Genomic DNA, 12,501 nt, shown 5'->3' on the forward strand with positions numbered 1-12,501 from the left:
CTTATTTTATAAATTAAGGTGTATGAGGCAGGAGTATTAAAATGAAAGGTTTAATTGGAGTGTTAGGAGGAATGGGGCCTGCTGCCACCGTCGATTTATTTAATAAATTTGTGAACTATACTGTCGCAAATAAAGACCAAGAGCATATCCCTTTAATAATATCATCCATTCCTGATATTCCAGACCGTACTGAAGCGTTATTAAACCATGGCGTATCCCCCTTACCCTTAATGACTGATTATTTAAAAAAACTCGAAACTGCTGGTGCTGAATGTATTGTTATCCCTTGTAATACTGCACATTTTTGGTTTGACGAGCTAAAGCAGGCCTGTCACGTCGATATGCTAAGTATTGTTGAAACGACAATGATGGAAGTACTAGCCACTAAGAAAAAACATATCGGTTTATTAGCAACCAATGCCACTATGCTTATGGGGTTATATCAAAAAAATATAGAGAGTGAAAAATTAAAGTGTATTACACCAGATATTAAAAGCCAAGAAATGGTAATGAAAAGCATTTATTTATTAAAGTCGGGAAATAAAAAAATGGCGGAATCCATCATGAAAGAACAAGCCGAATTATTATTTTCTCGAGGTGCTGAAATTATTGTTTTAGGTTGTACTGAAGTTCCCGTCATTCTAGAAAATGAAACAAATAAATACCCTGAAAAATACATTGACTCAACCAGCTCATTAGTCAGAGCCAGTATTCATTGGTATGAAAATAGAGTTGGACGACAAAATCTAATGATAAATAGAAACGCATAAAAACATTTATAACTCATATTAATTATCAAAAATTAATTTTTATATTACTAATGACAATATATTGTCTATTGGAGACGATTATGGTTTGGCTAGAAATCATTGTGGTATTAGGCGCAATTTTCTTCGGTATACGTATGGGAGGAATAGGTATAGGGCTATGCGGTGGATTAGGTTTAGCCGTCTTAACGATTGGATTTGGTTTACCTATAGGCTCTCCCCCTGTCGATGTTATTTTAATTATTATGACCGTCGTAGTTGCAGCGTCCGCATTACAAGCTGCTGGAGGTATGGATTACTTGGTACGCCTTGCCAGCAAATTTATGCGTAAAAACCCTAAGTATTTGAATATTATAGCACCAATTACAACTTGGGTAATGACTATCATGGCAGGAACCGGCTTTATTGTGTTCTCCATGCTCCCCGTGATTGCTGAAATTGCGAAAGATTCGGGTATCCGCCCATCCAGAACCTTAGCAGGCTCAGTTGTTGCATCCCAAATCGCCATTTCTGGTTCGCCAATCAGTGCGGCGATGGCTGCCATGTTAACCATTATGGAAGGGAATGGTGTTACCTTTATTGTGGTTATGTCTGTTTGTCTACCTGCCTCTTTCGTCGCAGCAATGGTCGCAGCATTTATCGCATCACGCCAAGGCTGTGAACTAGAAGATGATGAGGTTTATTTAGAACGCCTACAAAAAGGGTTAGTTCATAAATACGAAGAGAAAAAAGGCGAGAGCACTACGAGAGAAAAATTCTCTGTCGTCCTATTTATTATTGCGACGTTTGCTATCGTTATACTAGCTGCATTCCCTCAATTGCGCCCTGGTTTTGATATTGGTAAACCCATGGGAACTCGAGATATCATCATTATCTGTATGCTCAGTGCTGCGTGTTTAATGGTTGTTTTTTGTAAAACATCGCCAAATTCAATTGTTTTAGCGCCAACTTTCCGTTCAGGAATGAGCTCCCTCGCGGTCATATTAGGTATCGTGACTTTAGGAACTACATTTGTCGATGCGCATATGGACCAAATTAAAGCCATCGCTGGAGATGTATTATCCGCCTACCCTATTTTGTTAGCTTTAGTGCTATTTTTTACCTGCGCATTACTCTACTCACAAGGTGCCACCACACCATTAATTATTCCTTTAGCCATTGCCTTAGATGTTCCAACATGGGCTATATTGGCATCTTTTGTCGCCGTCACTGGGGTTTTTGTTCTGCCTACCTATCCAACGTCTTTAGCCGCAATAGAGTTTGACTCAACCGGTTCTACACGCGTCGGAAAATACATTTTAAATCACCCATTTATGTTACCAGGGCTAGGCGGAATAATTGCAGGTGTCGCCTTCGGTTTTATCATTGCACCGATGGTCGTTTAACCTTCTGCTTTCGGTGCGAGAGAATCCCCCTCGCACCGCTTTATTTAATAGTAGTTCGACAGTTTCCTTAACAAAATGAAGTTAAATATTGGCTCTAATTGGCTTTATGCTTTGCTTGATAAATTACAACAAAGTATAAAGCTCTTTTTTTGTAAAAGTCATTCTTAATAAAAATAGTAGCAATAACCAATCAAAATTATCTATTACTCTGTTTAGTCTTTTTAAATAAAATTTTATTTCTTAAAATAATGGCTATTTCACCAATATAGATCACTTTATTTGATAATCATTAAAATTATTTTCATTGAAAAATGTGAGCTGAAATGTTTTTGCATGCATTCCCCTCTTCTGAAAATAGTTAAAATAATTATACTCGGCGTTACATTCATTTCTTAAAAAGAAGTAAATCGAGAAATGAGAATTTTTTTATGTTTAATTTCATTGCATTACAAACATCCATAGCGTTCCCATTTACTAATGAAAACACTTAGAGAGACGACTAAAATTAGGATTTAAATCACAAATTTTAGTTTTTTAAATACCTAGTTTCAAAAATGACGACGTCGTCATATTAAAAAAAATTTATTTTATCTATAACATTAAATAACCATTTTTCTTACATTCGTACCGTTATTGATAGTTAAGCGTTAAAAAATCAAGTCATGAGTTATAAAAAAAACGCTTAATGTTGACGTCAACATTAGGGCTAACAACTAGAAAGAGGTTTTAGAACATGAGTAAGCTACCTGAAAAAATGAAAGCCGTTGTTTGTCATGGTCCCCATGATTACCGATTTGAAAATATAAAAAGACCAATACCAGGATATAGAGAAGTTGTTATCAAAGTCGATGGGTGCGGGATCTGTGCTGGTGACTGTAAAGCGAATGATGGTGCTCAAATGTTCTGGGGAGATGACCCGTGGATCAAAGCACCTGTAGTGCCAGGCCATGAATTTTATGGTCGTGTCGCTGAATTAGGTGAAGGCTCTGCCGAAAAATTTAAATTAAAGGTAGGTGACCGCATACTAGCAGAACAAATCGTTCCTTGTTGGGAATGCCGTTTCTGTAAATCTGGTAAATACTGGATGTGTGAAACCCATGATATCTATGGCTTCCAAAAAGAAGTTGCCGATGGTGGTATGGCTGAATATATGCGGTTTTCTGAACGTGCAATTATTCACAAAATCCCTGATGAACTTTCGGATAAAGATGCCGCTTTAATTGAGCCAATGGCTTGTGCTATTCACACGGTACGCCGTGGTGATATTGACTTAAATGACGTCGTCGTCATTGCCGGTGCTGGGCCTCTTGGATTATGCATGATCCAAGTTGCTAAACTGAAAACTCCGAAAAAACTGGTCGTTATCGATGCTATTGATGAACGCCTTGAGCTAGCAAAAAAATTTGGGGCTGACGTGGTGATCAACCCGCTTAAAGAAGACGCCATCAAACTAGTTAAAGAGATGACCGAAGGCTACGGTTGCGATGTTTATATCGAAGCGACAGGCGCACCTATTGGCGTTACTCAAGGCCTAGAAATGATCCGTAAATTGGGGCGTTTCGTTGAGTTTAGCGTCTTTGGCAAAGAAACAACCGTTGACTGGTCGATTATTGGTGACCGTAAAGAATTAGATATCCGCGGAGCTCACTTAGGCCCATACAGCTATGAAGTCGCTATCGACCTATTTAGCCGTGGTTTAGTCAGTGCCGATGATATCGTTACCCACTTCTACTCCATCGATGATTGGGAAGAAGCCTTTGTTATGGCCAAATCGGCAGACTCAATTAAAGTCGTCATTAAACCATAAATATATTAACCGTTTGTCGCAATTGATAATTCAAATAAACATTAAACAAAGTAATACCCTACATATAATTAAACGCTCGTTTAGGAGAACATCTTATGTTGAGTAAATTCAAAAAGTTAGCTGTAGCTGCAAGTGTACTAACCTTAGGTATGGCGTTTAACGCTACGGCTAAACCAGTTTCCGTTGGCATGTCGTTTCAAGAGCTAAATAACGAGTATTTTGTCACCATGAAAGAAGCCTTAGAGAGCGCAACAGGCGATATGGGTGCACAATTATATATTTCTGACGCCGCTCATGATGTCTCAAAACAAACCAGCGATATCGAAGATATGTTACAGAAAAAAATCGATATTTTGCTAATCAACCCAGCCGATAGTGTCGGTGCTGAAACTGCAGTACTTGCAGCGAAGAAAGCCGGCGTCGTTGTCATCGCTATTGATGCGCAAGCAAATGGGCCAATAGACTCTTTTGTAGGCTCTAAAAACTACGATGCGGGCTTAATGGCAGGTAAACGCCTAGGTGAAGCACTTGGTGGTAAAGGTGAAGTCGCTATTTTAGATGGTATTCCAGTAGTCCCAATTCTAGAACGTGTTCGCGGTTTCGAAGCCGCCATGAAAGAATATCCAAATATCAAGATTGTGACTAAATTGAACGGTAAGCAAGAGCGTGATACTGCAATGAATGTCACAGAAAACATGCTACAAGCTAACCCTACACTAAACGGGATCTTCAGTGTTAATGATGTCGGTTCTTTAGGTGCATTAGCCGCAATTGAATCCTCTGGTCGTGATGTGAAATTGGTCAGTGTTGATGGTTCACCTGAAGCTGTTGCTGAAATTGCAAAAGGTAACTCTCCGTTTATCGCAACTTCTGCGCAGTTCCCGCGTGACCAAGTCCGCATTGGCTTAGCAATGGGGCTAGCAAAATATTGGGGCGCTAACGTACCGAAAGAAGTCCCTATTGATGTTAAGTTAATCGACAAAACTAACGCTAAAGATTTCCACTGGTAATCGTTCGTTTTATAAATAATGTATTGCACCCATATCCTATGTATAGGTGCAATACATCTCCAATAACAATTAATAATAAAATGCATATTGGAATATTTATCTTCCAAATGACTTTGTTACCCATTTTTAAGCGGTGAAGAAAATATAGGGAAGCAATATGATGCAATTATTAGCATTAAAAGATGTCAGCAAAACTTTCCCTGGGGTTAAGGCGTTAGATAATATCAATCTCTCTTTGGAAAAAGGAGAGGTTCACGCATTATTAGGTGAAAATGGCGCAGGCAAATCAACGCTAATGAAAGTTTTATGTGGAATACATAAACCTGATAGCGGGCAAATTCTGATTGAAGGTAAGGAACATACGTTTCATAACTACAGAGACGCCATTAAAGCGGGTGTGGGTATTATTTTCCAAGAGTTTTCACTAATTCCTTATTTAAATGCTTTTGAAAATATTTTTTTAAATAGAGAGTTAAAGAATAAACTTGGTTTATTAGATAGAAAATCAATGCGTAAAAAGTCTCAGGAGATATTAGCTGAGCTAGGTGTGAATATTAATATTGATGAACCTATTAGCCATTTAAGTATCGCAGAACAACAATTTGTCGAAATTGCAAAAGCTCTTTCTTTAGATGCAAAAATCCTCGTATTAGATGAGCCTACAGCGACATTAACACCAAATGAAGCCAATCATTTATTTGATGTGATGCGTGATTTAAAAGCTAAAGGGGTTGGGATGTTTTTTATTTCTCACCATTTAGAAGAAATTTATGAGATCTGTGACACTATCAGCGTATTACGCGATGGTCAATACATCGGTTCGCGTAAAGTCGATGATACCGATTTAGATGTGATTATCGAAATGATGGTCGGTCGTGAAGTAGAAAATATTTACCCTCATAAGCGCCAATTTGATCAACAAGAGGTCATTTTAGATGCTGAGGTCCAGCGTTTTGCTAATAGCCCTGTAAACCATATTCAGTTAAAAAAAGGGGAGATATTAGGGTTAGCTGGTTTAGTCGGCTCAGGCCGTACCGAAACCATTCTTGCCATGATTGGTGCTGATAAATCCTATAAGAAAAAAGTTATTTTAGAAGGTAAAGAAGTCAAAATTAAATCAGCTGCGACGGCTTTACAATTAGGAATTGGTTTATTACCTGAAAGTCGAAAAACTCAAGGACTTGTTTTGCCTTTCTCTGTAAAAGAGAATATTTGGTTAAATAACCACGCTCAAAAATTATTTTTAATCCAAAATAAAAAAGAACTCACTTTATCTATTGAATTAATTTCTCAAGTAAAAGTTAAAACACCAGAGCCTCACACTGCCGTTTCCACTTTAAGTGGTGGTAATCAGCAAAAAGTTGTTATTGCTCGCTGGCTAAATAAGCAAGCTAAAATTCTTATTTTCGATGAGCCTACTCGAGGAATTGATGTTGGTGCGAAATCAGAAATCTATCAGTTAATGCGCTCTCTGACTGAAAAAGGGATTTCTATCATTATGATTTCATCAGAGTTGCCAGAAGTTATCGGTGTTAGTGACCGAGTTTTAGTTTTTCGAGATGGTGAAATTGCCGCTGAGTTAAATGGGGACGATATAAACTCAACTCAGATCATGGTACATGCAGCCGGCAATATTATATAGGATAATGACTATGTCTAATCAAAGTGCTATTCCATTAACTAAAAATAAATTTAGTTTTTCTAAGCTAACAAAAATACCTGCATTTTTACCACTCGTTGGTTTAATTCTTTTATTTACATGTATGTCCATTTTTAATGAGCATTTCTTAACGGTAAATAATCTTTCAACGATTGCTCGTCAGGTTTCAATTAATGCCATTATTGCTATTGGTATGACATTTGCTATTTTGACCGGGGGGATTGACCTGTCAGTCGGTGCTGTTATGGCTCTTTCTGGAACTTTAATGGCGGGTTTAATGAAATATTATGGCATGGACCCCTATGCCGCAATCGCTCTTGGCCTATTATCAGGTATTGCATTCGGTTTTATTAATGGAATATTAGCCGCTTACGGTAAAATGCCACCTATCATTGTCACACTTGGTGCCATGATAATCGCCAAAGGCTTAGCATTAATTTATACCGGTGGCTATCCTGTTTCAGGGCTCCCCCAAGAATTTGCTTTTTGGGGACGTGAAGAATTAATGGGGATACAAGTTCCTATTTTATTAATGCTGGGGCTTTACTTAATTTTTTATGTTGTTTTAAACCACGTTTCATTTGGTCGCTATATTTATGCTATCGGAGGTAATGAAGAAGCCGCTCGTCTTAGTGGTATCCGTGTCGAACGCTATAAAATGTTAGTTTATGTGATTAGTGGTTTTACCGCGGCATTCGCTGGCCTTATTTTTACTTCCCGTGTTATGAGTGGCCAACCTAATGCAGGTGTAGGCTTTGAATTAGATGCTATTGCCGCCGTTGTGCTTGGTGGTGCATCCATCGCTGGTGGCCGAGGAATGATTATCGGAACCTTAATTGGAGCAATGATATTAGGTGTTCTCAATAATGGCTTAAATTTACTCGGTATTTCCCCTTATGTACAATATATTGTAAAAGGCTTAATTATCTGGGGAGCAACATTAATTAGCTCAATGAAACGCTAAGCTAAACTTTTATTAAAATAATATAATAAAAAAATTAAAGGGCCTCTAAACGAGGCCGCTTTAATTAGTACACAACCAGTTTACCATCTACAAATATTTGCTTTGTTTGGTGATTTTTATTTGTTTCACGCTCTATTTCAGAAAATAATAAATCTGTAGTTAACTCACCAAGGTAAACAGAGTCATGATGAACACCTGAAATAGACAGGTGATAAGTATCAGCATATGGCGGTAAATCGACTGAAAAATAACGGCAAGACAAGCCTAATTCTAAAATAATTTTATACATACCTGCTGTGATAATACCATTAAGCCCCACAATATACATATTAGGTGTGTATAGTTCTTGAACCTTTTCCCTTAAATAAGCTTCATCATTTTTATTAAACATATAGCTACTGTATAATACATGAATGTTCCCCCTATTTGGAAAGGCCTCATATATTCCTGATAAACGCGACAAACTAATTTCCGAGTCTTTAGGACCAGAAACAATTAACGTATTATCACAATCTTGCTGACTCAAAAACTTACCTGTTAATGCCCCAATTTCAAAGTTTTTCAAAAATAAACCCGAGTATTTATTTTCATAGCCATAAATTGCACGGTCTACAAAAACTAAAGGTACATTGTGCTGGTCAATTAAAGAAAGGTAACTTGGTTGATAGCCTTTATCATCGCGAACAGGAGATAGCAGAATCCCACTAGCCTTATAGCTAACTAAGGTCTCAATAGCCGTTTTCTCTGCTTTTTCATCGCTATCCGAGTCAAAGATCATCACCTGATAGCCTTTTTCTTTCGCTAAACGAGAAACTGTTTGAATTAATACAACATAAAATGGGTTAAATGTGCTATCAGTAACCACACCAATTATGCGGCTATTTTTATTCTTCAAATTCCGAGCGAAAAGGTTAGGAACATAATTTAGCTCTTGAGCTATTGCCAATATTTTATCTCGAGTTTCTTTCTTTACCATTTCTGGATGGTTAAATGCCCTTGAGACTGTAATATCCGTTACATTAGCACGCTTAGCTATATCTATTATCGTTGTTGAGCTATCTTGCTTTGCCATAATTATATTAGTTAACCTTTAATGACCACCCCGATGAATATAATATTAGTTCATATCAATCTTTATCAGGGCAGAAAAAATGCGATTATTCATTATACCTATTTGCGGATGAAGATAAATCGATTTTATGCCATTATGATAGGTTAAACTACGGTTTATCAAAAATAGTGGCATACCACATAGATTAATCGATTACCTATTAATCCCTTAATAAATCAAATGAAATTCAACTCACTTAATGATGAAATAAACAAGACTAATGCAACAATAATGACCAATATTGAAAATATCGTTTTAATCATTTTAGCTGAAAGATAATTAATTATTAACCTCCCTATTAATAAACCAATAATACAAGAGACAATAAAAATAGAGCTAATTTCTTTTGGATAGGGGAATCCATTTAATACATTAATAAAAATACTAATACTACCAATACAAAAAATCACCAGTAATGATGTTGCGATAATACTCTTCATATTTAAATTGGTAAACTTCCGTAGTGCTGGGACTATCACAAAACCCCCACCCACCCCGAGCAGCCCTGTCAATAACCCAGAAATTATACCAATACCACCAAGTACAGCAGCAGTTTTGATATTCCAAATAAATTTTCCTGTTTCTTGATTAATTTGGCAAACTGAATGCGTTAACTCACTTGGTTCGCCCAAAAAACCTCGATAAGCCACATAAAACATAACCATGCTGAAAGTGAGCGTTAACCAAACCGGAGAGATAATATGGGAAAGATAGATACCATATTTAGCCGTAGGTATGCTTAATAACGCAATCCAAATAGCAGCTTTATATCGAATAGTTTTATTTATAAGCCCTTGAATTGCACCAACCAAAGCAGCGAGTGTCACAGCCAAAAGACCAACTGGAGCGGCTAAAGCTACACTCCAGTTCTGGCTTACCATCAGGGCGGGGACAGCAAGAATCCCGCCACCGGCCCCAGTTAAACCAAGTAAGCAACCGATTAATACACCTTCTAAAATAAGTATTAACATTGTGAATGTCTTGTATGAGTAGTTAGAGTTAACTTAACGCAAAAAATCGAATATTACTAACTATCGAGCACCTGCTTCAATACCATTAATACATTATTTAAGGGTACCTCTCCTGCAATCGTGTGAACTAACCGAGTGTTCTGAAAAATTGCGATAGTGGGTACAGTTTTTATCCCGTACTTAGGTGCTAAAGTTGGTGATTGTGCAATATCGACAACCCCAAAAACTATTTTTTTATCATCAATGTGGTTCGCGACTTGTTGGAAAATAGGTTGCATGTTCTTACATGGTACACACCAAGAAGCCGAAAAATAAACAATAACGCACTGCCCAGGTTGTTGTTCAGGCTGATAAAGCATACGTGAAAAATTGTCGCTATCTAATAACAAGATATTAGACATTATTTCCTACCTTTTGTTATGTATTATTTTGTTTAATTAGAATATCGTGGTTGTTTTATACTATTACTGACTTTGAGCGTTACCTGAAATTTAAGGGTAACTCACTTACTCATCATAGGGAGAAACCTATGTTACACCAACATTCAGATTCTAGTTTAGCGTTAAATTTAGATTCAGGTCACCATCTAGAAATTGATTCATTAATTTCATCGCCATTTTCCTATAGTGTTATTAGTGCATATAACAATAAGTTAGCGGAGTTCCCATCATTAATAACCCAATGTAAATCATTAAAAGTCCTTAACTTATCTTGTAATGAACTTAAATCAATCCCTACTGACATAGCAAGCCTTTGTTATCTTGAGATGCTAGATTTAGGGCATAATAGCATTAATGAGGTCATTACCGAAATTGGTAACCTAAATAAGCTACAATTTCTTTATTTAAGCGATAATGGTATTAAAAAGCTTCCTGAATCATTATCAAACCTACACGACTTGTTATATTTTAATGCCACTGATAACCAATTAAAAAAACTTCCTGACCAATTTTCTAAGTTAACAAATTTGAAAGAATTAAGATTATATAACAATCAAATTATAGATTTAACAAACTCGATCACGCAGCTATCAGGTGTCCATGAGGTTTATTTAATGAATAATTCAGTAACTCATATACCCGATGATATTTTAGGTTTAGCTGCAATAAGAATACTCGACTTAAATAATAATAAAATTGATAACATATCTTCAAAGATATCAAGTCTTAAACATCTTCACACTCTTAATTTAAGGTTTAATAAACTATATTCACTACCGAGCTCTATTGGGGAAATTGAGTCACTTCAATATCTAGATTTACGTGCTAATCAGCTTAGTAATTTACCCGATAGCCTAGTAAATATACCAAAACTAATGAAGCTAGACTTACGATGGAATAATTTTAGTATAGAACCTGCGATTGTAAAAATACTAAGAAGCCGAGGTTGTACTGTTTTTATATAAGCTTGTTCATATTATGAGTTTGCAAAGATAACCATTGTGTATATTTATGATGTTTTAATAAATTTTGCCATCTGAGTAGAGGTATATCTTGCTTCTGATTAGCCTTGTCACGAAGGATTATCTCACCTTCCGATACCGCAGCATGCGTGGTATTGCTGTCTTTCCCTTTGTTATTCACATTGGTCAGCAGTGAACCCACCACTTTGATAGTGCCCATTGCTCTCATGTTTTACACGATGGACTCAAAAATCATGTAAATAGCTAAAAGCCCAAAGGGCAAGATATGATTGGTTATTTTTTAAATTTGGCGAGCGCCTAAGAGAAGAGCATACCGATGATTGGCATGACGGGGAGTAGCTACACCTCCGTGAGCCGCTCCAGTAACGTCAACTCGTTTCAAAATCATACCGTTAGAGTCATAGGTCGCATAGCTTGTAATATTCCCTTGGTTATCAGCTCGATAAACAGTACCGTTTTTAGGTCCATTTTCAATTTGGAACCTTCCACTTACTTGTTGAGCCCTTTCTAAAGGACCACCTGCAAGGCTAGTCGCGTTTCGAGGTGGTCTCTGGTGATTATTACCTGTATTTTGTGGTGGCTGAGAGCTATTTTCTGAATCTTTTTGTTTTCCACCTTTATTACCACTTCCCTTAATCCCAGCAACCGATATTCCCGCGCCCGGCACTGCGCCACCAATTCCAATATTTTCACCCGCTTCTTTGGCGAGCAATGCTCCTTTAGCCGTTATCGATAATGAATCATAAATCGCTTGGGCACTTTGTGCATTTTCCGCTTTCACAAAATTAACAAGTTGAGCACGATCTTCACTACTCAAATCATCAACAAGGGCAGCCCATTTCAGACCGTCAGCAACATCAATACCGCCATTTAAATCAGACCACGCACCGATAGCATCAAACGAATCCCCATTTTTAACTTCAGCAACAGTTTTATCTCTGTTGTACTCACTGATTTTGCCGTATTTAGCATAAATGCCTTTTTTATCTGCGCCGGTTCTATCCGCTTCTTCAAGTTCTCTCACCATATCAATGACATTTTGAGAGCTCAGATAGTTATTCTCAACAACAACTCATTCCATTGCGATTTAGCCAGATAAAAACATAACTCAGTCAGTTAAAAGCCGACTTCTCCAGTGCATTTTTACCATCAGAGACGATTTTCCCGACGTGCGTTTTATAGCTCTGTCGCTGATTTAGGTAGGAATAAAAACACAGATAGCTCAAAAATAAGTGGTCAAAACTAGTCAATATTCAGTAGGTTACTTACCGAATAGTGGTAAAGCCAACCCCAGCCCGCAACTGATTGCTATAGGTAATTTATTGAATTGTATGGTATTTTAGACGGTTAACCACTACACCCTCACTCGCCAAGCCGGACAGTTGATTATCCGATTGGCTGAG

General features: G+C 37.2%; 12 protein-coding genes. 7 read left to right on the top strand and 5 right to left on the bottom strand.

Going from position 1 to position 12,501, the window contains the following annotated elements; genetic code table 11:
* Positions 1 to 41: 41 nt before the first annotated feature.
* From ACPEH5_RS06000 to ACPEH5_RS06025, 6 genes are all read left to right on the top strand, one after another.
* Positions 42 to 770, top strand: coding sequence for an aspartate/glutamate racemase family protein (locus ACPEH5_RS06000; RefSeq protein WP_131680460.1), 729 nt, complete (start codon positions 42 to 44; stop codon positions 768 to 770).
* Between the two features lie 80 nt (positions 771 to 850).
* Positions 851 to 2,152: an anaerobic C4-dicarboxylate transporter gene (locus ACPEH5_RS06005; protein WP_042848782.1), complete on the top strand. Its 1,302-nt coding sequence runs from the start codon at positions 851 to 853 to the stop codon at positions 2,150 to 2,152.
* Between the two features lie 733 nt (positions 2,153 to 2,885).
* Positions 2,886 to 3,959 carry a zinc-binding dehydrogenase gene (locus tag ACPEH5_RS06010; protein ID WP_042848783.1) on the top strand — a complete coding sequence of 358 codons (1,074 nt, stop codon included), beginning with the start codon at positions 2,886 to 2,888 and terminating at the stop codon, positions 3,957 to 3,959.
* Positions 3,960 to 4,108: 149 nt separating this feature from the next.
* Entirely contained in the window at positions 4,109 to 4,969 is an 861-nt protein-coding gene (locus tag ACPEH5_RS06015) for an ABC transporter substrate-binding protein (protein WP_370661211.1), read from the top strand.
* 157 nt (positions 4,970 to 5,126) lie between these two features.
* Entirely contained in the window at positions 5,127 to 6,611 is a 1,485-nt protein-coding gene (locus ACPEH5_RS06020; RefSeq protein ID WP_042848784.1) for a sugar ABC transporter ATP-binding protein, read from the top strand.
* Between the two features lie 4 nt (positions 6,612 to 6,615).
* Positions 6,616 to 7,593, top strand: a complete 978-nt coding sequence (locus ACPEH5_RS06025; protein ID WP_370661210.1) for an ABC transporter permease — start codon at positions 6,616 to 6,618, stop codon at positions 7,591 to 7,593.
* 64 nt (positions 7,594 to 7,657) lie between these two features.
* Here the strand turns inward: ACPEH5_RS06025 and ACPEH5_RS06030 are convergent, their stop codons facing one another.
* From ACPEH5_RS06030 to ACPEH5_RS06040, 3 genes are all read right to left on the bottom strand, one after another.
* Entirely contained in the window at positions 7,658 to 8,665 is a 1,008-nt protein-coding gene (locus ACPEH5_RS06030) for a LacI family DNA-binding transcriptional regulator (protein ID WP_048608281.1), read from the bottom strand.
* Positions 8,666 to 8,880: 215 nt separating this feature from the next.
* Entirely contained in the window at positions 8,881 to 9,675 is a 795-nt protein-coding gene (locus ACPEH5_RS06035) for a sulfite exporter TauE/SafE family protein (protein WP_166687308.1), read from the bottom strand.
* A 56-nt stretch (positions 9,676 to 9,731) separates the two neighbouring features.
* The gene (locus tag ACPEH5_RS06040; RefSeq protein WP_166687307.1) at positions 9,732 to 10,076 is read right to left on the bottom strand and encodes a thioredoxin family protein; all 345 of its coding nucleotides are present in this window, start codon (positions 10,074 to 10,076) and stop codon (positions 9,732 to 9,734) included.
* Between the two features lie 128 nt (positions 10,077 to 10,204).
* Here ACPEH5_RS06040 and ACPEH5_RS06045 point away from each other — a divergent pair, with 128 nt between their 5' ends.
* Positions 10,205 to 11,080 (top strand): leucine-rich repeat domain-containing protein, encoded by an 876-nt coding sequence (locus ACPEH5_RS06045; protein WP_166687306.1) that lies wholly within the window; start codon positions 10,205 to 10,207, stop codon positions 11,078 to 11,080.
* Here the strand turns inward: ACPEH5_RS06045 and ACPEH5_RS06050 are convergent.
* Positions 11,073 to 11,297 (bottom strand): hypothetical protein, encoded by a 225-nt coding sequence (locus ACPEH5_RS06050; RefSeq protein WP_042848790.1) that lies wholly within the window; start codon positions 11,295 to 11,297, stop codon positions 11,073 to 11,075. The genes ACPEH5_RS06045 and ACPEH5_RS06050 overlap by 8 nt on opposite strands.
* 81 nt (positions 11,298 to 11,378) lie before the next feature.
* Positions 11,379 to 12,125, bottom strand: coding sequence for a polymorphic toxin type 24 domain-containing protein (locus tag ACPEH5_RS06055; protein ID WP_042848791.1), 747 nt, complete (start codon positions 12,123 to 12,125; stop codon positions 11,379 to 11,381).
* Positions 12,126 to 12,501: the final 376 nt, after the last annotated feature.

The sequence above is a fragment of the Providencia sp. NPDC089933 genome, from assembly GCF_049545585.1.
Lineage (GTDB): Bacteria > Pseudomonadota > Gammaproteobacteria > Enterobacterales > Enterobacteriaceae > Providencia > Providencia huashanensis.